Genomic DNA, 23592 nt, shown 5'->3' on the forward strand with positions numbered 1-23592 from the left:
AATGCATTACATACTTAACATACGAGGTACTCCGCGACGTAGCTATACTAGCCTGTTGCTCAAGCAGATCCGACATTAGGCCGATTCCTAAGATATTACCGCGACACCGAGGCGTTATATGCTATTTTTCTCACAGCTGACAGCAACTTGTCCTGTTTGTTCGCGGCTTGTTCCGCATTGCTGCCGAGTCGCCATATCTCATCACGGCGGTTGGCTATCCGATATCAAGCTTATATACCAAAACTTGGCTGCGCTAGCCCAGCAAAAGGATCGTATCGCTGAGCACTGTTGATATGGTCACGATATTCGACGCCCCGCCGGGCGCGCTCGTCCGCGTCGCGCCGGCGACGCGCCGCATCGTCGCGCCCAATCCGGGCGCCTTCACCTTCACCGGCACTTGCAGCTATATTCTCGGCGACGGCGATGTCGCGATCGTCGATCCGGGGCCGGCGATCGATTCGCATGTCGAGGCGCTGCTCGCGGCGATCGAGGGCGAGCGGCTGCGCTACATCCTCGTCACCCATACGCATCGCGACCATTCGCCCGCCGCGCGTCTTCTGCAGGCGCGCACGGGCGCCGTCGTCGCCGGCTGCGCGGCCTATGCGCCGCCGCCCGATCTCGCCGTGACCGGCCCCGGACTCGACGCCGCGCATGATCGCGATTATGCGCCGGATCGCGTTCTCGCCGATGGCGAGACCATCGCTTTCGGCGGCCTCGCCATCGAAACGGTGGCGACTCCTGGCCATACGACCAATCACCTCTGCTTCGCGCTGCGCGAGACCGGCGCGCTGTTCACCGGCGATCATGTGATGGGCTGGGCGACGACGGTGATCGCGCCACCCGACGGGGCGATGGGCGATTATCTCGCCTCGATGGAGAAGCTGCGCGCGCGTGGCGACACGATCTATTGGCCGGCGCATGGCGGCCCGGTGCTGGAGCCGCAACGCTACGCGCGCGCTCTCATGCATCATCGCCGCCAGCGCGAGCAGGCCATTCTGCAAAGGCTCGAGGCCGGCGACGAGACCATCCCGATCATTGTCGCGCGCATCTATGAAGGAACGGATTCGCGTCTGCACGGCGCGGCGGCTCTGTCGGTGTTCGCGCATCTCGAGGACCTCGTCGAGCGCGGCCTCGCCCGCTGCGACGGCGCGCCGACGCCAGCGGCGCGATACTTCAAGACCGAGTGAGACCAGACACAAAGCGGACACGAATTCGACGTTAGACAGCTGCGCGCTCTTTAAATATGATCCGGCGATCGTTCATTCTTAGGACAATCAAGGGTTAGACATGGCAGGACAAGACGAGGCCGTCTATCCGCTCGGCTACACCTCCGTGGAGGCCGATAGGCTCGAAAGGCAGGCTGCGTTCTTGAATGATCTGACCGAGGACATGCTCCGGCGCGCCGGCCTGCGCCCGGGCATGAGGGTGCTCGACATCGGCTGCGGCATGGGAGACGTGTCGCTGCTGGCGGCGCGCCTCGTCGGTCCGAGCGGATCGGTCGTCGGCGTCGATCGCGATGCGGAAGGCTTGAATCGCGCGCGGGCCAAGGCCGCAGCGGCCGAGCTCGCCAATGTCGAGTTTCGTCGCGCCGAGCTGCCCGAGATCGGCTTCGACGACAAATTCGACGCGCTGATCGGCCGGCTGGTCATGATCTATTTTCCCGATCCTGCGGCTGGGCTGCGGCATTTGCTGTCCTATGTCGTCCCCGGCGGCATCGTCGCGTTTCAGGAGCCGGACCTCTCGCGCGCCGGCACCGTTCCGGAAACGCCGTCCATGGCGGAGGCGGTCGTCCGCATGAATCTGGTGTTCGAGCGCCGCGGCTTTCATCCGCGCATCGGCGCCTCGCTCGGCCAGGTGTTCACCGCCGCCGGCCTCGCGCCATCGCTGCTGGGCACGACCCGGATGGAGCATGGCGGCAGCGGCTTCTGCCCGGCGTGGCTCGCCGCGACGATCCGCAGCCTCGCGCCGGCAATGGTCGAGACGAAGGTGGCGACCGAGGCCGAGATCGATTGCGAGACGCTGGAGCAGCGGGTGCGGCGAGAGGCGGACGAGATCGGCGCCATGGTGCTGGGGCCGCTGATGGTGGGCGCCTGGGCGGTCAAGCCGAGCTGAGCCAGCTCCTCAGATGGGCGTCGCCGCCTGCGGACGGCAGCCGCCGATGACCCAATCGGCGATGGCGTCGGCGACGCTCTCCCACCCCCGCTCCAGCATCATATCATGCGCCATATCCGGAAAAATTGTCGACTCGACGCCATAGGCGGCGGCGATGCGCTTCGTGGTCGCGACGGAGAAGATTTCGTCCTTCTCGGCGCCCATCACCCGCACCGGCGTGCCTTTCGCCGGCTTGCACAAGTCCAGGAACAACAGATCGAGATAAGCGAGAAAAGCCTCGTCGCCCATTTTCGAGGCGAACAGGTCGACCTCGGCGTCGGACATCGAGGCCGAGAAGAACAGGCGGCGCACCCGATCCGGCGTCGCCACCATCGGGCGCAGGCGCAGGGTCAGATGGACGCGCAGCAGGCCGAGCGGATCGATGTGGAGCAGCTTGCACAAGAGCCTCGCGACCCCAAAGGGCGGCGCCGATGCGAGCAGCACGACGCCGGGCAGGCGCCGCCGCTCCATCAGCTTCTGCGTCACGAAGCCGCCCATCGAATGGCCGATGATCACCGGTGGCGCGCGCAGCCCGGTCGTCGCTTCCTCGAGATCGTCGACATAATCACGCACCCGCGTCATGCGCAGACGGTCGTGACCGGCGCTCGCGCCATGCCCACGCAGGCTCAAAGCGTGAACGTCGAGCCCCTTTTGCGCGACGCGGTCGAGAAATCCGCGATATTCCCAGCACCATGCGCCGTGCCATCCGCCATGCACGAATAAGAGCGGCGGCGAGCCGTGGTCGACGCCGCCGCCTGATCTGCTGATCACCTCCAAACGGGCCGGTCCCGAAGCGGGGGAGCCTCGCGCCGTCTGGTCCCCTCCGTGCATCAACCGCCTCACCCTCCGCGAATTCGTCGCTCATCGCCCCGCTCGGCCGCGAAAAACTATGCCATATTGCTACGAGCAAGCTCAAGTATCACTCAGGACTAGCTTTTTTGCTTTTCCACATGCGCGGTGCGCGACGCATGAGCGCCCAGCCTCACGAGAGAGCTGGGAGCAAAAACCGACTTGTCCATCTTGTGGAAGGAAACAGGTCGAGCCGTGGCGGGGCGCGATCGAGGCGCGCGGCGGCGGCGGTCAGCGGTCGGTCAGCCCTTCCTGCAGCTCTTCCGCGAGCTGCCGGATACGCTTCGCATTGGCGCCGAAGTCATGGCGGCCGTTGCGCGAGGTCGAGCGCATGTCGATGCGCGTCTGGCCGGCGAGCGGCCGTAGACGCACGGTGATGTCGTCATCGAAGCCCATCACCAGAGTACGGTCCATGAAATCGATATGGCCGACGCCGGAACGGCCATTGGGCGGACGCTGGTCGACGATGCGCCAGCCGCGCTTCTTCGCCGTGTCGAGCACGAGCTGAAACGCCTCATCGGCCTCGAGGTCGACGACGATCGGCTCGATGTCGGCGTAAGCAGCGCGCTGCGCCTCCGCCGCATCCGGCGAAAACGCCCGAGGCCGATAGGATTGGCGCGCCCGCAAGGCGGCGCTCGACAGCGAAAATTGCGGCGGGTCGGCGAGATCGGTGGAAATATCGGAGAGCACCGGCAGGCGCACGGCCTCCGCGGCGAGATAGGCTGGATAGCCGAGCGTCAGCGCCGCGAGCAGGAAGCCGATGAGCGCGTCGCCGAGGCCGCGCCGGCCGGTCTGCCAGATGATGACGCAGGCGGCGAAAAACAGGAGCATCGCGATGAGCGCGATGAGGATCGCTCCGCCGACCACGGCGAGGCTCGCCTGTGGCTCGACCGCATGGGTGCGCGCGAGCGCCACCGCTATGGCCGCGACCGGAACCGAGAACAGCCCCAGCCGGCGGCACCAGACGGCGGCGTTGGAAACCGGCTCCTCGGGAATCTGGCGCAGCAGCATGGAAGAAAACATAGCACCGATCGCCGCGCCGTCGCCACCGCGGTTTCCGAACCGGCGCGGCCGCGCCTGTGAACGGCGTCGGGAGATTTACGCATCCTTAACTCGGGAAAGCGAGAGTTTAAATCAATTCCTCCCTAACCACGACCAGTAGCAGAGTTCGAGCCATGTCCAATGTCTTCGCGAAGGATTTCAGCGAGCCGCGCGCCAGTGATCGTCCCCAGGATCTGCTCGCCCGCCTCTATCGGGAGATCGGCCTTTCGGCGGTGGCCGCGGCGCTGGATGTGATGACCTATTCGAGCGAGCCCGAGCAGCCGCCACAGGCGCAAATCCCGGCCATCCTCGAGGAAGACCTCGCCGCCTGACCGGCGACCGGTCAGCCTCGCGCATATCTCGCAATTGACAGCGATGATCGGCTAACGAACGGGCGACGAGCCGCCGAACTGTGGCCTCGTCGCAACAGCGCCTCGAATATCGACGCTTTTCGCATCCGCTCGTTGACCGCGGAAATTCGACGGATTTATTTTCGTCGGGATGAGGAAGCTGCTCTCCCCGCGCCCGATGGCGCGCCGGCTCGTCGCCGGCGCGGCGGCTCTCCTCTTTGCGCTGCAGGCGCTCGCCCTCGTCGGCGCCGCGGCGGCTCGCGCCAGCGGCGCCTTCGGCGCCGGCGTCTCCGCGACGCGCTGCGTCGGCGCCAGCGACGACGCGCCGATCACGCGCCATGGCGCCGAGGATCATTGTCTCCAATGCGCGAGCCGAGAGACGCCGGGGCCGGCGGCCGTCGAGCCCTCCAAGACGCGCGTCTTCGTCCCGTTCGGCGTCCGCTGGTCCATCTGGTCCAGAGACGCCGACTCGGCCCGCGCGCCTCCACTCGGCTGGGCCAGTTCCTGGTCCTCGCGCGCTCCTCCCTTCCCGTCCTGATCGCCGACGCCCGCGACCGCGCCGACGCCGCGTCGGCGCGTCACACTTTCGGACCGCGCATCTGCGCAGCATCGGGACGGAGCTTCCGTGGCTCATGGGATTTCGGACGGCGAGCCCTCGGCTCGGGCCAAGCCGTGGCGGCTTCGCGCGCTGTTCCTCGCCCATCGGGGCGATCTGCTCGGCTATTTGATCCGCAAGGTCGGCGCCGCGGACGCGCCCGACCTTTTGCAGGAGACGTTCCTGCGGCTGATCCGGCACGACCGGCTGGACGCCATCGACGATCCGCCGGCGTTCCTGAAACGTATCGCGGTCAATCTGGCGCGGGACTTCGCGCGCCGCCGCCGGACGGAGGAGCGCCGCCTCCAGATCGGCGATTTCTTCGTCGAGCTGCCCTCGGCCGAGACATCGCCGGAAGAGCGGATCGAGCTCGAGCGGCGAACGGCGCTGCTGCGCAAGGCGGTCGACACGCTGCCGCCGCGCTGCCGCGAAGCGTTCGAATTGCATATCTATCACGACATGCCCTTGAAGGAGGTGGCGCTGCGAATGGAGATTTCCGACCGGATGGCGAGAAAGCATGTCACCCTCGCGCTGAAGGTCTGCCGCGCCGCGCTGAGGAGCCCGATCGAATGAATTCTTCCGCATGCGAGGTTCCGCATCGCCTCGCGGCTGCGTCTCCTCATCCGCGGAGCCGAGTGGTCGACTCCGGCTCGGCGAGCGGCGGCCGCGATCGGGCGAGAGGACGGTTCGACACATGAGCAACGGCCAGAAAGAGCCGGAATCGGATGCGGCGGGGGACGCCGCCATAGAATGGTTCGTGCGGCTGCGCGAGGGTCCTCTCGCGCCCGATGAGAAGGCCGAGCTCGACGCCTGGCTCGCCGAAGATGCGGCCAACGCCGTCGCCTTCGACGAGGTGCTGAGCATGTACGGCGATTTGGCGGTGATGAGTCCGTCCCGCGCCGAACGGCCGCGACGCCGCCTCCCGCGCATCCGCGTCGCCGCTTTGGCGGGCGTCGCGGCGGCGGCTCTCGCGCTCTTCGCATCCTTCGACGAGATCGCCACGCGTCTGCGCGCGGACCATTTCGCCGGCGCGGGCGAGCGCAAGCTCGTCACGCTCGACGACGGCTCGCGCGTCCTGCTCGATTCCCGATCCGCGATCGCTCTCCGCTACAGTCCCGGCGAGCGTCGGCTCGCCCTGCTGAGCGGCGAAGCCTGGTTCGAAGTCGCGCCGGACGTCTCGCGTCCCTTCATCGTCGAGGCCGGCGGCGGCGCCGTGACCGCGCTCGGCACCGCCTTCGACGTCGCGCTCGAAGGGGCTGGCGCGCGCGTCACCGTGACCGAGCATCGGGTCAGCCTGTCCAGCGGAGGGCGTTCCGTCGTCGTCGACGAGGGGCGCCAGAGCGCCTTCGAGCCGGACGCCGCCGCACGGTCGCCCGAACCGGTGAATGTGGACCAGGTCACCGCCTGGCGGCGCGGCAAGCTGATCGTGACCAAGAAGCCGCTTCGCGACGTGCTCGCCGCGATCGGCCGCTATCATCGCGGCTTCGTCTACTGCGTCGAACGGTCGATCTGCGAGCGGCGGGTTTCCGGCGTGTTCGGCGCCGATGACGCGCTGCAGTCGCTGCAGGAGATCGAGACGTCGCTCGGTCTCCGGGCGATCCATCTCACTCGCTATATGATCCTGCTGTACTGACGCCTCGCCCGTGCCGAGCTCTTGCATTTTTTTTCGTGAAGGAGGTTCCGCGTTCTCGGCCTGCTGCGTCCTGTCGCGAGAAAGCAATGCTCGAGGTCGGGCATTGGCAAGGACAGGACGAACAGGCGATGGCGAGGAACAAGCGTAGAGGCAGGGGCGCGCATATGAGCTCGACGGCGATCGCCTTGGCGCTGAGCGTGATGAGCATGGGCGCGGACGCGCCGGTGCATCCCGCGCAGGCGTCCATCTCGCCGCATGAGCGCAATGGCGATCTGCGCGAATATCATATTCCCGCAGGATCGATGGAGAGCGCGCTCGCGGCCTTCGCCGATCGCAGCGAGCTCCATGTCGTCTTCGACATCCGCCTCACAGAGTCCATCCGGACGCGCGGCGTCTCGGGCTCCTATTCCGTCATCGAGGGGCTCGAGCGGCTGCTGTCGGGGACCGGCCTCACCTATCGGCTGTCCAGCAACGGCCGCTCCGTGTCGATCATTCTCGCGCAGGCGGCGACCGGCGCGATGAGCGACGCCGTCGACGCCGCCGCGCTGCCGCCGATCGACATCGGCGCCGAGGAGCGCAAGCGCGTGAGCGGAAGCTCCAGCGCCCCGGGATTCGACGCCGCCCGCGCGCGCGAGCCGATCTATCGCGACCCGCCCGGCCAGACGGTGACGACCGTCGATCATCGCTTCCTCGAGACGACGCCATTGGCGACGGTGCAGGAGATGCTGCAATATAGTCCCGGCGTGTCGCTCGGCCAGGGCACCATTCCGCGTGAATTAATGCCGTCGATCCGCGGCTCCGGCAATCGGCTCGGCACGACATACCCTTTCTCCGTCCGCAACATCATGATGCTCGAGGACGGATTTCCGATCGTCACGGCGGACGGCAACGGCCGCACCGACATGCTCGACCCGCACGCATTCTCCGGAATCGACGTCTATCGCGGCCCCTCTTCCGCAATGTTCGGCAATCACGCCTATGGCGGCGCGTTCAATTTCCGCAGCTTCACGGGCGCCGAGATCGACGGCGCGGAGACTGGCTCGGAATTCGGCAGCTTCGGCTACATCAATAATTACCTGCGCGCCGGCAGGAAAATCTCCGACCCTCGGCTGGGCGATTTCGACATTTCGCTGTTCGGCTCGGATCTGCGCGGCGACGGCTATCTGGCGCGCGGCGCCCATGAGTTCGAGCAAGGCAAGGTCCTCGCCACCTGGAGTCCCGCTCCGACCGATCGGCTGACGTTCAAATTCATCTTCAATAATTCCTTCGCGGAGTTCATGAACCGCAGCTCGCTGACCCAATTCTACACCAATCCCTATGGCAAGAGCATCGACTGCCGGATCGCCACCACCGGCAATCGACCGTACTGCAACAATCTCTTCGTGCCCGCCAATGGCGCCTATACGAGCGCGACCTCCGGCCTCGTCAATCAGAGCGTTTGGCAGCTCGGCACGCATTGGCATGTGGCGCGCGACATCGTCGGCCTGCGCTACGAGCATGATTTCGACAACGCCACGACGTGGCGCACGCAATTCACCTACGATTATCAGGACTATATCAACAGCACTTGGCCGCCGCCGAAGGTCGGCCCCGCTTTCCTCGGCGGACTCGGCGGGCCGGTGGCGATCCGCGGCCCGTCCTATGGCGTCAACATCTCGACCGATGTGACGAACCACGGCGCGCTGCTCGGCCTGCCGGCGACGCATTACCTCGGCTTCTTCTACAACGATCTGAAGACCGTGAATCCGCTTTTCTCGCAAGTTCCCGATGTATGGGGCTATGGCGCGACGGGCGGCGGGATCGGCAATATCGAATCCTATCACTCCAACATCGGCCTCCGCGCGCGCGAGGAAATCGCGCTCACCCCGCAGCTCACCGCGGCGATCGGCTTCAGCGCCAATTGGAGCCGCGTCGCCGGCGTCTACACCGTCAATAATTTCGCGATCACCGGCGCAGCGCTGGCGCCGACGCGGGTCGGCGTCGACAATGATTATTGGAACACTGCGCCGGAGGCGTCGCTCACCTGGCGCTACAGTCCCGAATGGCAATTCCGCGCACGCTATGCGACCGGCTATGGCACGCCGAATTTCATGTATCTCACCAACACGCCGACGGGCGCCGGCAACAACGCGTCGCTGCAGGCGCAGACCAATATGGGCGTCGACCTCGGCGTCGACTTCACTCCGACGGACAATCTGATCATCAGCCTCACCGGCTATCATGAATGGTTCCGCAACGAGATTCTCACACAGGCCAATGGACTCGTGAGCTATCAATTGAATGCGCCGGCCTCGATCCATCGCGGCTTCGAGGCGAGCGTCGACTGGCGGCCGTTCGACGGCTGGCGTCTCATCGGCGCCTATAGCTACAATGATCAGTTCTTCACCGACTTCCATGACAATCTCTCGGCCACGGTCGCCTATGACCGCGCCGGCAAGCGCATCCCCAACGTGCCGATGCATACGCTCACGAGCCGCCTCGGCTATGACATTCCCGGCGGGGATCTGAGGGGGCTCGGCGCATTCGTCGAATATATCTATAAGAGCGATTATGCGATCGACAACGCCAATCTGGTGACGATCCCGAGCTATGGCCTCGTCAATCTCGACGTCCACTATGGCCGCGAGATCGTCGGCTCGTTCCTCAAGAGATTCGATCTGTATTTCGACGTGAAGAACCTCTTCGACCGCACCTATGTGGCGGGCGCGAACACACTGGCGAACACGCTGATCGCCGGAACCACGCAGCAGACGCCGGCGGCGGATCTCGCCAACTCCACCGGCGCGTCGATCATCGCCGGCTCGCCCCGCGCCTTCATCGGCGGGGTGAAGTTCAAATTCTGATGAAAAAGGCGATCAGCGGCCGTGGCCTCTGATCGAAGCGCGCGCTCCTTCTCCCGCAAGCGGGAGAAGGTAGGCGGCCTTTTCTTCGACGTCGGGCGAGCCTTAAGGCTCGCGTCCGCTTACTCGATAATGCTCGCGACGACGCCGGCGCCGACGGTGCGGCCGCCTTCACGGATGGCGAAGCGCAGCTTCTCCTCCATGGCGATCGGCACGATGAGGCTGACATCCATCGAGACATTGTCGCCCGGCATCACCATTTCGACGCCTTCCGGAAGCGTCACGATGCCGGTCACGTCCGTCGTGCGGAAGTAGAACTGCGGACGATAATTGGTGAAGAACGGCGTATGGCGGCCGCCCTCCTCCTTCGTCAGAATATAGGCCTCGGCCTTGAACTTGGTGTGCGGCTTCACCGTGCCCGGCTTGCACAGAACCTGACCGCGCTCCACGTCCTCGCGCTTGGTGCCGCGCAGCAGGCAGCCGACATTGTCGCCCGCCTCGCCCTGATCGAGCAGCTTGCGGAACATTTCGACGCCGGTCACCGTCGTCTTCGTCGTCGCGCGAATGCCGACGATCTCCACTTCCTCGCCGACCTTGACCACGCCGCGCTCGATGCGGCCCGTCACCACCGTGCCGCGGCCCGAGATCGAGAACACGTCCTCGACCGGCATCAGGAAGGGCTGATCCTTCGGACGTTCCGGCTGCGGAATATAGGCGTCCACCTCGGCCATCAGCTTCATGATCGCGTCATGGCCGAGCTCGGGATTCTTATTCTCGAGCGCACACAGAGCCGAGCCCTTGACGATCGGAATATCGTCGCCGGGGAACTCGTATTTCGACAGAAGCTCGCGCACCTCGAGCTCGACGAGCTCGAGCAGCTCCGGATCGTCGACCATGTCGACCTTGTTCAGGAACACGACCAGCGCCGGCACGCCGACCTGGCGGGCGAGCAGAATGTGCTCGCGCGTCTGCGGCATCGGGCCGTCGGCGGCGGACACGACCAGAATGGCGCCGTCCATCTGCGCGGCGCCGGTGATCATGTTCTTCACATAATCGGCGTGGCCGGGGCAGTCGACGTGGGCGTAGTGGCGGTTCTGCGTCTCATATTCGACATGCGCCGTCGAGATGGTGATGCCGCGCGCGCGCTCCTCGGGGGCCTTGTCGATCTGGTCATAGGCCGTGAAGGTCGCGCCGCCGCTCTCGGCCAGAACCTTGGTGATCGCCGCCGTCAGCGACGTCTTGCCATGGTCGACGTGTCCGATCGTGCCGATGTTGCAATGCGGCTTCGTGCGAGAGAACTTTTCCTTGGCCATGGTTCCGTTTCCAGCTGAGGTCGCGGCGCTCCGTCCGGCCCGCGCGCGTGCCTTTACGGCGGTTGCCGGCAATCTTCAAGTATGTTCGCCCGGCCGGATCGGCGCGTCGGCGGCGAAGGCCGCCGCGACCTTCGCCGTCACGATCTATGTCGGTGATGCGACCGATCGATGACGCTGTTCATTCGTTCGATCGGATCGAGCTCTAAAACCGGACCTTCACGCCGCCATAAGCGGCGAGCGGTGCGCCCGGGCCGAGCGTGCGCGGATCGGTGAGGCCGAGGAAGCCGATCGCTTCGGAGCCCGTCTCGAAATAGGTCCCGAAGCTGTAATAACGTCGATCGAACAGATTCTGCACGACGCTGTAAATCTCGATATTATCGGTGACCTTATACGAGGTCTTCAGATTGACGATGCCGTAGGAGGACAAGGGCCGATCGAGATTGGCCTCGTCGCCGGCGAGATGCACGCCGGTGCGGAAGATGTAGTCGAGGCCGAAGGTCCATTGCGGCGTGACCTTGTAGTCGAAGCCGACCTTCACGCGATGCCGCGGGATGCTCGGCAGCACATTGCCCGGATGCACATGGATCTGGCCATTCTCGTCGGCATAGGGATTGTCGCCCGAGTTGAGCGTCAGGAAGCTGCGGAAGGTCGCGTCGATGAGCGCGTAATCGGCATAGACCTGGAGAAAGTCGTTGCGCCAGGTCACGCCCGCCTCGACGCCCTGCCGGCGGGTGTGCCCGACATTGGCGTAATAGCCGCGCCCCTGGATCACATCGGAGGGTAGAGACAGAATGTCGTCCGCGCTGTCGGTGCGGAAGAGGCCCGCATGCCAATCGGCGCGGCCATAATCGCCGCCGAATTCGTGATGTCCGCGCAGGCCGGTTTCCCAGGTCCGCGCCACCACCTGCCGCAGCGGCGGATCGGAGACGAGGAAATTATCGATCATGCACGGATGCAGCCGGTCCGAGCAGCCGTTCTCGAGCGCCGTCGGCGCGCGATTGGCTTCCGAATAATTGCCATAGACGGTCAACTCGGGAAGGAATGTGTAAGTGAGGCCGGCGACAGGATTGACCCGCTGATACAGCGCCGCGCTGTTGAGCGAGACGCCGCGGTGGTCGAACAAAGCGATATCGGCGCTGTTGAAGCGCAGGCCCGCCGTCGCGGTCAGCTTGTCGGTCACCTCGAGCGTATCATGCGCATAGACGCCCCAGTAGAAATTGCGGCCGCCGACATGCACCGGCTGGAAGCCGCCTTCCGGAACGAGGTTCGAATAGAGAAGGCCGGTCCCGCCGACCGCGAGATTGCCGTTGAGAATGCCGAGCTCGGAATAGCCGCGGAAGTCCGAATGCTGACGATCATGCGAGGCGCCGACGATGAGCTTGTTCGCAAAGCCGAAGACGGGAGCGTCATAGGTTCCCTGCAGCGCAAATCCATAGGAGCGGGAATTGACGCGCGTGTAATCGATGCTGCCAACGCCGGCCCCGTTGAGGACCGAGGAGGGAATGCGCTTTCCGTTCCCGTCGCGCAGCACGCTCTGCTGGAAACTCGGCTCATTGGCGAAGCCGTCGGTCTCCTGGCACAGCCACTGCTCGTCGCTGCCGCATTCCTCGACATCGGCGAGATTGCCGTCGACATGCTGCTGGCGGAATTGGCGGAAGTAAGTGTTGCCGTTGAATTTGAGATGCGCGTCCGCCTCATAGGCGCCCTTGAGATTCACGAAGAGGAGGTCGTTGTTGGAACTCTGCGGCGTCGTGAAGACGGAGTTGTATTGGCGCTCCAGCATCTCGACCGGCGTCGCCGCCGCATTGCCGAGCCGCGTGCCGGCGCCGGTAAAGTTCAAATGAAATTCAGTCTTATCGCCCTTATAGCCGATATCGCCATAGCCGCGCAGCAGCGACGAGCCCGAGCGCTTGCGCCAGCCGCGCTCCCCCAATCCTTCGAAAGCGAGATAGACGGCGAGATCATCGAACTTCTGGCCATATTGCACGCTGCCGAAACGCCGCCCATAGGAGCCGCCGCGGCCGTCCACCTCGACGCCCTGCCAAGTGAAGCCATTCTTCATCTCGAGCGTCAGAGCGCCGCCGAGCGCGTTGAGGCCGAACATCGGATTGCCGCTGACGATGTCGCCATTGGCGATGGCGACGGTCGGGATGAGATCGAAATTGACGCTGTCGCCGAAGGCTTCATTGATGCGCACGCCGTCCTGATAGACGGCGAGGCCTTGCGGCGTGCCGGGCACGGGAGAGGCGGAGAAGCCGCGATAGCTGATGTCCGGCTGGAACGGATTGCCCGCCACCTCGCTCGACGAGATGGAGGCGTTGCGACGCAGCAGCGTGTCGGTGATCGACACGGCGTGATCGCGATCGAGATCGCTGCGCGTGAGAATGATCGGATTGGTGGAGAGCTTGGATTGCGTGACCTTCGCGCCCGGCTCGGGCGCGGTCGCGATCTCGATGTCCGGAAGCGCCTCCTGCGCGCGCGCCGCGTGCGAAGCCGTCGCGGCGGCGAGCAGCGCGATGAGCGAAATACGAGAACGTGACCCGAGCATTTGTCTCTTCCATCTCCCGCGAGCCGACTCCCGATCGACTCTGCCCACAAGCGCGCCGCGCCGCTCCGCGGTGAGTCTGCGACCTTCGGCTCGGGCAAATTAGGGGTGAAGAGACGCCCCGCCTATTGCAAAGTTTTACCTTTGTATTGCCGTTTTTTCCCGATCTGGGCGACCTCGGCGGTCCTCTGTCGTCGCTCAGGCTTCGAAGACGGCTTGTCCCGCGACGATGGTCAATTTCACCCGGCCCTGCAGCCGCGCCGTGGCGAAGGGCGTGTTCTTGCAGCGCGAGCGCAGCTCGGCGGGATCGACGACGAAGGGCTCGTCGGGATCGAAACGGATGAGATCGGCCGGCGCGCCCTTGGCGAGGCGCCCCTGCTCCAGCCCGAGAATTTCCGCCGGCCGCGTCGACATGGCGCGCAGCAGGCCGGCGAGCGGGACATCGCCGGAATGCACGAGCCTCAGACCTGCGGCGAGCATGGTCTCGACGCCGACGGCGCCGGCCTCGGCTTCGGCAAAGGGAAGGCGCTTGGTCTCGACGTCCTGCGGATCATGGTCGGAGACGATCACATCGACGAGCCCGGCGGCGAGCGCTGCGACCAGAGCGCCGCGCTCGTCCTCGTGACGCAGCGGCGGGCGCAGCTTCAGAAAGGTGCGATAATCGCCGATATCATTCTCATTGAGCGTCAGATGATTGATCGAGGTCCCGCAAGTGACGGGGAGTCCGCGCTCCTTGGCTGCGGCGATGGCGTCGAGCGAAAGCGCCGCGGTCACGATGCTGGCGTGATAGCGCGCGCCGGTCAGCGCGACGAGCCGAAGATCACGATCGACCACGATCGCCTCGGCCTCGCGCGGGACGCCGGAGAGGCCGAGGCGCGTGGCCAATTCGCCCGCGTTCATCACGCCCTCGCCGGCGAGGTCGCGATCCTCCGGGAAATGGATGACGAGCGCCTCGAAATCACGCGCGTAGGTGAGCGCCCGGCGCATCACCTGGGCGTTGCGCAGCGAGCGCTTCCCGTCGCAGAAGGCGACGGCGCCCGCCTGGCGCAGCAGGCCATATTCGGAAATCTCGCGCCCTTCCCGGCCCTTGGTGAGCGTCGCCATGGGCAGCACGCGCACGCGGCCGGTGTCGCGGGCGCGGCGCAGCACGAAATCGACGATCGCCGGATCGTCGACCGGCGGCGTTGTCCCGGGCGCGGCGACGATCGTCGTGACGCCGCCCGCCGCCGCGGCGGCGGTGGCGCTGGCGATGGTCTCGCGATGCTCGGCGCCCGGCTCGCCGACGAAACATTGCATGTCGACGAGCCCCGGCGCGACGACGTCGCCGCCGCAGGCGACGATCTGGGCGCCCTCCGGAGCGGAGGCGGCGGTGATCGAAGGGCCGAGATCGGCGATGCGTCCGTCGAGAACGAGCACGCCGCCGCGGCTCTCGACTCCGGTCGCGGGATCGACGAGCCGGGCGTCGGCGAGGAGGAGAGGACGAGGCGCTGTCATGGGCTGTGATTAGGATGTTTTGCGAAGGAAGGGAACGGGGCGCCTCGATGCTCCGAACGCATGTGCGATGACATTTGCATCACGACATGCCATCCTTTTCGGCAAGCGAGGGGAGTCATGACTGTCAAACCACAAGCGAAGCGCGACACGCTCAATGTGCGGGTCAAGCCCGAGGATCGCAGCCTCATCGACCGCGCAGCGCGGCTGCTGGGCAAGAGCCGCGCCGATTTTCTGCTCGAATCTGCGCGGCGGGCGGCGCATGACGTTCTGCTGGATCAGACGCTCTTCAAAGTCAGTCCACAAGTCTACGGCGAGTTCATCGCGAGGCTCGACGCGCCGCCTGCGCCGAATGAGAGGCTTCGCCGCACGATGGCGACTCCGGCGGCGTGGGAGAAATGACGCTCACTGCTCCCGAGCCGATCGATGAATCGCACATCGTCAATGACTTCGACTCTGGCGTTCCGGTCCTCGACGATTGGCTGATGCGCCGCGCCCGGGCGAACCAGGCGAGCGGCGCATCGCGCGCATATGTGATTTGCGAGGACCGGCGTGTCGTCGGCTATTATGCGCTCGCCGCCGGCGCCGTCGAAATCTCGAATGCGACAGGACGCCTTCGCCGCAACATGCCCGATCCTGTCCCGATCGCCGTGCTGGGACGATTGGCGATCCACCGCGGCTTCCAGGGAAACGGCCTCGGTCGCGCTCTCGTGCGGGACGCGGGGCAGCGTGTGCTGCAAGCCGCCGATATTATAGGGATTCGTGGAATTCTCGTTCACGTGCTCTCACCGGAAGCAGAGGCTTTTTATCACGCCCTCGGCCTAGAGGCGTCGGCCTTGCAGCCCATGACGCTGATGGCGACGTTGGCCGATCTGCGCGCAGCGTTGATTTGAAGGAACGTGCGTCACCCCATCAACGTAAATATCGATACTCCCCGCCTCACTTCTCCTCCTCCCGCCTCCCCAGCTGCGGCGCGAGGATCACTACCTCGTTGCGGTGGATGCGGCCGAGGGTCACGCGGGCCTGCTCGTCGAGCATGTCGGCGTCGATCACATCGCCGCGCAGCAGGGCGATGCGGCGCTCCCATTGCTTGCGCTCGGCGACGAGGCCGGCGTGCTCGCGCTCGAGCGCGGCGAGGCGCTCGGCATATTCCTCGCCGGCCTTGAGGCCGCGCTGGCCGTTGACGCCGTGCCAGACGAAATAGCTCGCGACCAGTCCGGCTGCGCAATAGAGCAGAGCCGGGAGCAATAGGGAGCGCAGGACGAAGCGGAGCATCATGGTCCCGCAGCTTGCGCCGAACAGGGTGTAAGCGCAGTTAACGCTGACGCGAGTGCATCCACGAGCCGTCAGAGGGCGAGCCTGAAGGCGCGCGGTCTGAACAGGGCTCAGTTCGCGGGATTGGGCGCAGCCGCCTCGGGCAGGCGGCCGGTGCCGTCCAGAATGCCGAACAGCTTGCGCAGCAAGCCCGGGGCGATCACCGACAGCGGATTGACCGTCAACACCGGCGCGCTGAAGGCGCCGCTCACGCGAAAGCTCACCGCGAACATCCCCTCATTCTCGCCGCCGGTGAGCATGACGCCGATCACCGGAATATTCGACATGAGATTATTGAGCCCATAGGCCGGCACGAAGGTTCCCGACACGTCGATCTTGTCGCGCGCGACGTCGATGAAGCCGTCGACGGTGAGGCCGGTCTCGGGCCCCGACATCACGCCGTCGCGCATGGTCAGCCGCCCGCCCGCAAAGGTGAAGCCCGACTGCACACGCGAGAATTTCACCGAGTCGGGATCGAAATGCAGCGCGCCCTTGTCGTCGGCGCGCGAGGCTCCCTGCATCACGAGGCGGCGCATCGCCGGCTCGTTGCGCAGGAAGAAATCGCTGATCTTGATGACGCCGTCCGAGCGTCCCTGCCCCATCAGCACGCTCGCGGTCATCGCGCCGCTCTCCATGCGATGATAGAGATCGAGGAAGGAGAGCAGCGCGCCGCCGTCGCTCGTCGACAATTCGATCAGCGGCGAGCCGTTCTGCCGGCGCGCGATCGTCGCGGCCAGCGGATCGCGGCCGAAGCTGCCGGTCAGCGACAATTGCTCGAGGCGTCCGCCGCGGCGGGCGTAGTCGAGCGCGACATTGGCGAGGATCTGCCGGCCGAAGCCGGTGACGATCGGCGATCTGAGGTCGAGCTCGAGATCGTCGGCGAGCGGCTTGCCGCCGTTCTCGGCGCCGGCCGACGGCTCGGCCGCCGGATGCGAGAGAAAGCGCAGCAGCGGCCGCGCGTCGATATTGGCGCCGCGCACCACGAGCTTCACCCCGTCGCCGACGCGCATCGCGTCGAGACGCATGTCATCGCCCGGCGACAGCCGCACTTGTCCAAATCGCGCCGAGCGGAACGCGCCGTCGCGCGCGAGCTCGACGACGCCGGAGACTTGCGCGCCGCCCGCCTCCGCGGAGAGTTGCTCCAGCGCCGAGCCCTCCGGTCGCTTGACTAAAGTGAAGCTCGCTTTGCCGGGCTTGCCCGCCGGCTTGGCGACGCCGGGCAGCGGATTGTCGAGCGTGGCTTTGAGGAAGTCGAGCTCGACCTGCGCCTCGGCCTCCTCGATCGGCAGCCGCGTCGCCACCTGCGCGCCGATGATTCCGGAGACGCCGGGGACGGCGTAGCCCGCCTTGACCCGCGCGGCGTCGTCGAGCTGCAGCGACATTTGCGCCTGCGTCTTGGACTTTTCGCCCGGCGGACGGCGCGCCTCGAAAACGACCGGAGCCCCGAACACGCGCCCGGAGCCGCCGACCCGCAGCCCCTCCACATCGGAGACGACCTTCAGCGTCGCGCCCTCGAGCCGCTCCTTGCCGAGGAAGCGCTCCATCGACACATTGGTCGCCTCGGCGTCGATCGCGACCCGGGTCTTTTCGTCCCTCGCCGCCTTGCCCAGCTCGAAATCGATGCGCAGGCGTCCATCGACCTGCCCATGCATCGCTCCGGCGTCGACCGGCGCGTCGGCGACCTTGGCGATGCTCTCGAGCGACAGGATGTCCGCGACCGCCTCGACATTGCCGACGAGTCGCAGATCGATCGCGGCCGGCGCCGGATCGAAGCCGAGCGCCGGCACGCGGAAGGCGCCCTGCGTGATCGCCAGCCTGTGACCCGGCGCGCTCTCCATGACGCCCGCCGTCGCCTGAAAGGCGACGGTGCGGCCGGTGAGCGCGATATGGCCGCCGACGCCGGTCAGCGGCCAGAGGCCCGGAAAAGCGTCGACGATGGTCGCGCCCTCGAGATCGAAATCGCCGCGCAGCGCGGCGTCGGGAGGCGGACGTTCATAGCGTCCCTCCAGCATGGCCTGCTGATCGAGATCGGCGGTGAGGAGCCCGGCGCGCAACACCCCCGCGGGCAGATGCTCCTCCATCCACATCCGCGTCGGCGCCGCCACATGAGTCGGCCAGATGCGCAGCGCCGAGCGGATCGGCGTATCCTTCGCCTCGATGCGATAGGTCAGATGCGGCCCGTCCGGCCGGCCGCCGTCGAAGCCGATGGTGGCGGAGGCGTGGATTTCCGGTCCGTCGAGGGCGACGCGCTCGATCGTCGCGCGCTTGGCGACGAGGTCGAAATTGGCGGCGAGGCTCGCGCTGCCGACGAGCATCGGCGCCTCCTCAGGGCTATCGGCCACGAAGCGCCCGGGCTTGGCCAGCGCCGCCACGAGCGTCCAGAGATCGGAGCGCGTTTCGCCGTCCTCGCGCGGCGGCGTCAGGGCGCCGGCGAAGCTCAGCCGGGCGGCGCCGGCCGCGATCTCGATCGGCTCTATGGCGATGCGCCGGCGCGCCGCGTCCCAGCGCGCGGAAATCGAGAGTGCTTCGACCATGAAAGGCTCGGCGTCCGGCTCCTCGAGCCGGAAGAACCCCTCCCCCATGGCGAGGCGGCCGCTCGCTTCGAGCAAACGATTCTCGGCGTCGACGGCGAGACGGAGATCGAGCGACAAAGGCGCGTCGGTGTCGAAGGGAAGCGAGCGCGCGCCAGCGACGAGCGCGATCTCGTCGAGCGAGAGCCGGCGGACTTTCAAGTCGAGCGCGCGTCGCTCGCCGGGCCGCCCATCAGCCTCGACCTCGGCGGTCGTGCGTCCGGAGGGGCCGGTCGCGGCGAGCGTGAGGCTGGTCGCGCCCGCCGTCTTCTCGAATTTGAGAGCGACGTCGCGATAGGTGGTGGTGCGCTCCTGCGTGCGATCATCGATGATGAGCGTCGCATTGGAGACGCCGACGCGATCGATAGCGGCGATCGGGCTGTCGGGGCCGGTGACGAAATCCAACAGCGCGCGCAGCGCGACGCCGGCCTGCCGCGCTAGCGCGGGCGGCGCGGCCGGCGTGACGACGGCCACAGCTTCGACAGGCGTCGGCGGCGCAGGCTCGTCGAGTGGAATCTCGACTGGATCGGCGCCGGGCGTCGACACGGCGATGACGCCGTCCGGACGCACAGCGAGGCGCAGCTCGAGATCGAGCGCCTCGAGCCGGCGCGGCATCAACCGGCCGAGCAGCAGCGCCATCGGATCGATGGACAATTGCGCGCGCGGCGCCGCGACGATGATGCGGCCGCCGCCTTTGACCTCGAGCCGATCGATCGTCAGCGTAAGGCCTTTGCGGCCATGGTCGATCGCCGCCGAGCCGAGCGTGAAAGCGTAGCGATGGCCATAGAGATCGTCGAGCGATTCGACGATTTTCGGGACCAGCCAATCGGAGCGAATCGGCCCATGCGCGAGGGCGGCGAAAAAGGCCCCGACAGCGAGCGCGACGACGAGCAGCAGAAAAAAGCCGAAAGCCGACAGGCATCGGCCAACGCAGAGCGAGCGCAGCCGCACGGCCGTGCGGCCCTCGCACGCTGCGGGCCAGGAAAGCTCCTGCGGCCCGCGCGGCTCCAGCGGCGAGCCTTCGTCGAAGCCCTGCGTCAACCCTTCGCCTCTCGGTGAAGCCCACGCGCCGCGCCGGCGCCGATTCTGCAAAGAGATGTGATGGCGATTTCCCCGGCTGGGCGCAATCGGAGTTTTTTCTGCGAGGCTCTTGCGGAGCGCGTCGCGGTCTGCATTGCTCGAGATTGTAGACCAGGATGAGACGAAAGGAAGGCGAAGGTGAGCGAGGCTGCGACGACTTCAGTGCTGCGCGAGGGCGACGCCGCCCCATCTTTCGATCTGCCGGGCGCGGGCGGCGAGCGTCTGTCGCTCGCCGCATTCGCCGGCAAGAAGCTCGTGCTGTATTTCTATCCCAAGGACGACACCTCCGGCTGCACCAAGGAGGCGATCGAGTTCAACGCGCTGGCGAAGGATTTCGCCAAGGCGGGGGCGGCGGTCGTCGGCGTCTCGCCGGATTCGCCCGCCAAGCACGACAAGTTCCGGGCCAAATACGAGCTCGGCTTTCCGCTCGCCAGCGACGAGACGAAGGAGATGCTCGCCGCTTATGGCGTCTGGGTCGAGAAGAGCATGTACGGACGCAAATATATGGGCGTCGAGCGCTCGACCTATCTCATCGGTCCGGATGGGCGGATCGTCAAAATCTGGCGCAAGGTGAAAGTGCCCGGCCATGCGGCCGCGACGCTGGCGGCGGTGAAGGGAAGTTAGCGGCGCGAAAGTACCGATTATCTTGCCGTCATTGCGAGCGGAGCGAAGCAATCCTTCAGCCGAGGAGCGGCCCCCGGGTTGCTTCGTCGCCGCGCTCCCCGCAATGACCAGCCCCGATAGTCCGGACTCTCGTGGCTCGCTCCGCCTATTTCGACATGCAGCCCTTGATGTCGCTCTTCGTCTTCATGTCCTCGAAGGTCGCGACGCAGAACTTCTCCAGCGCCGGGCGCAGCTCTGGATTGGCGGCGTTGGCGCGCAGGCTCATCGCGCCCTCGAGCAGCTCCTTCTGCGCCGCATGCACTTGCGCACGCGGCAGCTCGGCCGAGCATTCCTCGTAGCGCTTCAGCAGCGCGTCGCATTCGGGAATGCCGGTCGCGTCGACGGCGACGGCGGGAGTCGTGAGGAGAAGGACGGAAAAGAAGACGACGCCGGCTTTCACTGTGCGCTCATGTCCCTGTGACGCCGGACCTCGCCGGCAGGCGGCCCTCTCTTAGAGACTTCGGGAACAAAAAGAAACGGGCGACGGGCGTGTTTGACGCCCGTCGCCCTCACTCCGGCGCAGTGTCTCGCGAACGCCCGAGGTCTCGTGCGGGTCAGAGCCCCGCGAGATAGCTGGTCGGATCGACCGGCGTCGCTCCCTTGCGCAGCTCGAAGTGGAGCTGCGGCGTGCCGACATTGCCCGACTGGCCCGATTTGGCGATGTTCTGCCCGCGCTTCACCTGATCGCCGCGCTTCACCTCGAGCTCGCCATTATGGGCGTAGGCCGAGACGAAGCCGTTGGGATGGCGGATCAGAACCAGATTGCCATAGCCCTTGAGCTCATTGCCCGCATAAGCGACGACGCCTCCTTCGGCGGCCTTCACCTGCGTGCCCTCCGGCACCGAGATGTTGATGCCGTCATTGCCGCCCGAGTTGAAGCCCTGAATGATCCGGCCGCGCGCCGGCCAGCGGAACTCCGGCCGCGCGTCGGCGGCCGCAGGCGCGGGCTTCTCCTCCGGCTGCGGCGCCGGCTGCTGCTGGGCGACGGGCGGCAGCGAGGCGACCGGCGTCTTGTCGACGTGCGGCGCGGGCTGCGGCGCCGCGGCGACCTTCTGCTTCTCCACCTTCTCGACCTTCTCCGCCGCGACGGTCTGCCGCTTGGGCTCGGGCGCCTCCTTCTTGGCGAGCTGCTCGCGCGCCTTGGTCTCGACCTTGCGCGGCTCGGCCTTCGCCATTTCCTTGGGCGCGGCGACCGGCTCCTTGCGCGCCGTCTTGGCGTGCACGGGCTCGGCTTCCGCCTTGCGGATGGCCTCGTGAGGCGCCTTGCGCGCCGGCTCGGCGAGAGCGGCCGGCTTCGCGAGCTTGGCGGGAGCCGCTTTCTCGGCCTCCGCTCTGGCGAGCTGGGCTTTCGGCTTCTCCACAACCTTGGCCGCGACCGGCTGCGCCTTCGGCTTCTCGACCTTGGCCTCGATCGGCTTCGGCCTGCTGTCGACGGCCTTCGCGACCTTGACCTCGGCAAGCTTCGGCTTCTCGATTTTCGCTTCGAGCTTCGGCTTTTCGATTTTCGCTTCGGCCACGGCCGGCTTCACGCTGCGCGGCTCTATGGCCGGCGCATGCTTTTCGGCGCGAGCCTCGACAACCGGCGTGCGGCTACGCTCGCTCGCGGCCTCGATCTCGCGGCGGCCAGGGCGCGGATCGGCCGCGGCGCGGACCGGCTCCATGGGCGCAGAAGCGGCGCCGGCGCGATAGACGGGAATAACGAGACGCGAGCCGGGATGAACCTCGGTCGGCCGCGAGAAACCGTTGACGCGCAGCAACGCGTCGAGCGGCACGCCATAGCGCGTCGCCAGCATGCCGGCGGATTCGCCATCGGAGACGACGAGCGGCGTGCCGCCTTCGGCGCTCCAGTGATTGAAGCTTCCGGCGACGCGCGGAGCCGGCGCCGGGACGGCGGGCGGCGCGTAGCGCTCGGCCTGCGCCATCGGCTGCTGCTGCTGCTGCGGCGGCGGCAGCGGACGCGATTGCACGATTCCGCGCGGCGGCGCAGCCTCGGCATAGGTGCGCGGAGAAATGGTCCCGGTCGGCGCCCGATCCACATGCGGCGCCTGCTCCTGGAACGGATCCGATAGAGGATCGGTGAAGCGCGTCGCATCGGAGCAGCCGGCGAGCAGGCCGGCGGCGCCGGCGGCGAACATGAGCCGCCACGCGACTCGCGACAGGAAAACACGACGCTCAATTGCCATGACGCGACCCACACTCGTACGCGACTTCAGTGCAGTCATCTAGCCATGCGGCGGTTAAGGGAGCGTTTAAGATGAATGCGCATTCACGACGGCGGGGATGAATTTAGGTAAATGCCGAAAATCAACCGCTTCACATCATCCGCGCGGCGCCCTCGAGCGCTGCGCCGAGGCGGCAGGGGCCGAGATCGGCCTCACTCCACAGCGAGCCGCCGTCGCGGCGCAAACGTCGCAGCCGCTCCTGCGGGCGCGCCTCGCCCATCGGCGCCGGCTCGAGCCGGCCGAACAGCGCGACGCCGCCCGGCGTGAGCGCATCGAGCAGGAACTGCGGCGGCGCGGCGCGGAAGGACATATGCAGCACGATGCGGTCGAAGCCGCCGGAGACCGCGCCGGGCGCCAGCCCGTCGCCGAAGATCGCCTCGACATTGGCGAGGTCGAGCTCGGCGAGCCGCAGCCGCGCGTCGCTCGCCAGCGTCGCATAGCGCTCGACGGTGACGACCTCGCGCGCGAGCCGCGCCAGAACGGCGGCGCTGAAGCCCGAGCCCGTGCCAATTTCCAGCACGCGATGATGCGGCTCAAGCGCCAGCGCCTCGAGCCGTCGCGCGAGATCGGCGGGCGCGGGCATCGTCTGGCCGCAAGCGATCGGCAGAGCGATGTTGCGGCCTGCGAGATCGCGAAAGCGATAGGGAGCGAAGAGCGCGCGCGGCGTCGTCTCGAAGGCGCGCATGACCGAAAGATCGCGCACGCCGACGCGCCGCAGCTGCAGCAGCAGAGCGGCGCGCTCCTCGATCGTCCGTCCGTCCGCGCCCTCTTCCACAACGCCTCCTGGTTCTGCTGCTCACGAGAAGCCGCCACGATCGGGGCGGCGTCATTGCGAGGAGCGGAGCGACGACGCAACAAAGGGGCCGCCCCACGGCTCTAGATTGCTTCGCTCCGCTCGCAATGACGGGCCCGGCTTCAGCGGGCTCACGTTTTCG

Annotated in this window: 21 protein-coding genes; 11 read left to right on the plus strand and 10 right to left on the minus strand. The window is 66.6% G+C overall.

Annotation, left to right across the window (positions count from 1 at the left end):
- Positions 1 to 293: 293 nt before the first annotated feature.
- Positions 294 to 1187: an MBL fold metallo-hydrolase gene (locus CQW49_RS02095; protein ID WP_003612749.1), complete on the plus strand. Its 894-nt coding sequence runs from the start codon at positions 294 to 296 to the stop codon at positions 1185 to 1187.
- Between the two features lie 100 nt (positions 1188 to 1287).
- Complete coding sequence (locus CQW49_RS02100; protein ID WP_003612748.1) at positions 1288 to 2112, plus strand: class I SAM-dependent methyltransferase; 825 nt, start codon at positions 1288 to 1290, stop codon at positions 2110 to 2112.
- Between the two features lie 9 nt (positions 2113 to 2121).
- Here the strand turns inward: CQW49_RS02100 and CQW49_RS02105 are convergent, their stop codons facing one another.
- Both CQW49_RS02105 and CQW49_RS02110 read right to left on the minus strand, forming a co-directional pair.
- Positions 2122 to 2922 carry an alpha/beta hydrolase gene (locus CQW49_RS02105; protein ID WP_157926057.1) on the minus strand — a complete coding sequence of 267 codons (801 nt, stop codon included), beginning with the start codon at positions 2920 to 2922 and terminating at the stop codon, positions 2122 to 2124.
- Between the two features lie 309 nt (positions 2923 to 3231).
- Positions 3232 to 4023 (minus strand): DUF1499 domain-containing protein, encoded by a 792-nt coding sequence (locus CQW49_RS02110; RefSeq protein WP_099831726.1) that lies wholly within the window; start codon positions 4021 to 4023, stop codon positions 3232 to 3234.
- Positions 4024 to 4175: 152 nt separating this feature from the next.
- Here CQW49_RS02110 and CQW49_RS02115 point away from each other — a divergent pair, with 152 nt between their 5' ends.
- The 5 genes from CQW49_RS02115 to CQW49_RS02135 all read left to right on the plus strand — a co-directional run bounded on the left by CQW49_RS02115 (position 4176) and on the right by CQW49_RS02135 (position 9462).
- Positions 4176 to 4373: a hypothetical protein gene (locus tag CQW49_RS02115; RefSeq protein WP_003612745.1), complete on the plus strand. Its 198-nt coding sequence runs from the start codon at positions 4176 to 4178 to the stop codon at positions 4371 to 4373.
- 169 nt (positions 4374 to 4542) lie between these two features.
- Positions 4543 to 4929, plus strand: a complete 387-nt coding sequence (locus tag CQW49_RS02120; RefSeq protein ID WP_003612744.1) for a hypothetical protein — start codon at positions 4543 to 4545, stop codon at positions 4927 to 4929.
- A gap of 87 nt (positions 4930 to 5016) precedes the next feature.
- A complete protein-coding gene (locus CQW49_RS02125; protein ID WP_003612743.1) occupies positions 5017 to 5559 on the plus strand; it encodes an RNA polymerase sigma factor in 543 nt (180 codons plus the stop codon).
- 121 nt (positions 5560 to 5680) lie between these two features.
- The gene (locus tag CQW49_RS02130) at positions 5681 to 6619 is read left to right on the plus strand and encodes a FecR family protein (protein ID WP_003612741.1); all 939 of its coding nucleotides are present in this window, start codon (positions 5681 to 5683) and stop codon (positions 6617 to 6619) included.
- 86 nt (positions 6620 to 6705) lie between these two features.
- Positions 6706 to 9462 carry a TonB-dependent receptor domain-containing protein gene (locus tag CQW49_RS02135; protein WP_003612739.1) on the plus strand — a complete coding sequence of 919 codons (2757 nt, stop codon included), beginning with the start codon at positions 6706 to 6708 and terminating at the stop codon, positions 9460 to 9462.
- Positions 9463 to 9581: 119 nt separating this feature from the next.
- On the opposite strand, the gene tuf is transcribed toward CQW49_RS02135, so the two are convergent.
- On the minus strand, positions 9582 to 10772 hold the full coding sequence (gene tuf, locus CQW49_RS02140) for an elongation factor Tu (protein WP_024749352.1): 1191 nt from the start codon (positions 10770 to 10772) through the stop codon (positions 9582 to 9584).
- On the opposite strand from tuf, the gene CQW49_RS24270 reads away from it, so the two are divergent.
- Positions 10765 to 10944 carry a hypothetical protein gene (locus tag CQW49_RS24270; protein ID WP_155931222.1) on the plus strand — a complete coding sequence of 60 codons (180 nt, stop codon included), beginning with the start codon at positions 10765 to 10767 and terminating at the stop codon, positions 10942 to 10944. The genes tuf and CQW49_RS24270 overlap by 8 nt on opposite strands.
- A 30-nt stretch (positions 10945 to 10974) precedes the next feature.
- On the opposite strand, the gene CQW49_RS02145 is transcribed toward CQW49_RS24270, so the two are convergent.
- Complete coding sequence (locus CQW49_RS02145) at positions 10975 to 13320, minus strand: TonB-dependent receptor (RefSeq protein ID WP_003609830.1); 2346 nt, start codon at positions 13318 to 13320, stop codon at positions 10975 to 10977.
- 195 nt (positions 13321 to 13515) lie between these two features.
- Entirely contained in the window at positions 13516 to 14811 is a 1296-nt protein-coding gene (locus tag CQW49_RS02150; RefSeq protein WP_003609828.1) for a dihydroorotase, read from the minus strand.
- A 117-nt stretch (positions 14812 to 14928) separates the two neighbouring features.
- Here CQW49_RS02150 and CQW49_RS02155 point away from each other — a divergent pair, with 117 nt between their 5' ends.
- Both CQW49_RS02155 and CQW49_RS02160 read left to right on the plus strand, forming a co-directional pair.
- Positions 14929 to 15210, plus strand: coding sequence for a type II toxin-antitoxin system TacA family antitoxin (locus tag CQW49_RS02155; RefSeq protein WP_003609827.1), 282 nt, complete (start codon positions 14929 to 14931; stop codon positions 15208 to 15210).
- Entirely contained in the window at positions 15207 to 15701 is a 495-nt protein-coding gene (locus CQW49_RS02160; RefSeq protein WP_065083547.1) for a GNAT family N-acetyltransferase, read from the plus strand. Before CQW49_RS02155 ends, CQW49_RS02160 begins: the two co-directional genes overlap by 4 nt.
- A 46-nt stretch (positions 15702 to 15747) precedes the next feature.
- Here CQW49_RS02160 and CQW49_RS02165 read toward each other — a convergent pair whose 3' ends face one another.
- Both CQW49_RS02165 and CQW49_RS02170 read right to left on the minus strand, forming a co-directional pair.
- Positions 15748 to 16086, minus strand: a complete 339-nt coding sequence (locus tag CQW49_RS02165; RefSeq protein ID WP_024749350.1) for an FtsB family cell division protein — start codon at positions 16084 to 16086, stop codon at positions 15748 to 15750.
- 107 nt (positions 16087 to 16193) lie between these two features.
- Positions 16194 to 19733 carry a YhdP family protein gene (locus CQW49_RS02170; RefSeq protein ID WP_003609825.1) on the minus strand — a complete coding sequence of 1180 codons (3540 nt, stop codon included), beginning with the start codon at positions 19731 to 19733 and terminating at the stop codon, positions 16194 to 16196.
- A gap of 177 nt (positions 19734 to 19910) precedes the next feature.
- On the opposite strand from CQW49_RS02170, the gene CQW49_RS02175 reads away from it, so the two are divergent.
- Positions 19911 to 20396, plus strand: coding sequence for a peroxiredoxin (locus tag CQW49_RS02175; protein ID WP_003609824.1), 486 nt, complete (start codon positions 19911 to 19913; stop codon positions 20394 to 20396).
- A 145-nt stretch (positions 20397 to 20541) separates the two neighbouring features.
- Here CQW49_RS02175 and CQW49_RS02180 read toward each other — a convergent pair whose 3' ends face one another.
- From CQW49_RS02180 to CQW49_RS02190, 3 genes are all read right to left on the minus strand, one after another.
- Positions 20542 to 20835, minus strand: a complete 294-nt coding sequence (locus CQW49_RS02180) for a hypothetical protein (protein ID WP_003609823.1) — start codon at positions 20833 to 20835, stop codon at positions 20542 to 20544.
- Positions 20836 to 20989: 154 nt separating this feature from the next.
- Positions 20990 to 22570: a LysM peptidoglycan-binding domain-containing M23 family metallopeptidase gene (locus tag CQW49_RS02185; RefSeq protein WP_003609822.1), complete on the minus strand. Its 1581-nt coding sequence runs from the start codon at positions 22568 to 22570 to the stop codon at positions 20990 to 20992.
- 178 nt (positions 22571 to 22748) lie between these two features.
- Entirely contained in the window at positions 22749 to 23432 is a 684-nt protein-coding gene (locus CQW49_RS02190) for a class I SAM-dependent methyltransferase (protein ID WP_003609819.1), read from the minus strand.
- Between the last annotated feature and the right edge of the window lie 160 nt (positions 23433 to 23592).

This window comes from Methylosinus trichosporium OB3b, assembly GCF_002752655.1.
GTDB classification, from domain to species: Bacteria; Pseudomonadota; Alphaproteobacteria; order Rhizobiales; family Beijerinckiaceae; genus Methylosinus; species Methylosinus trichosporium.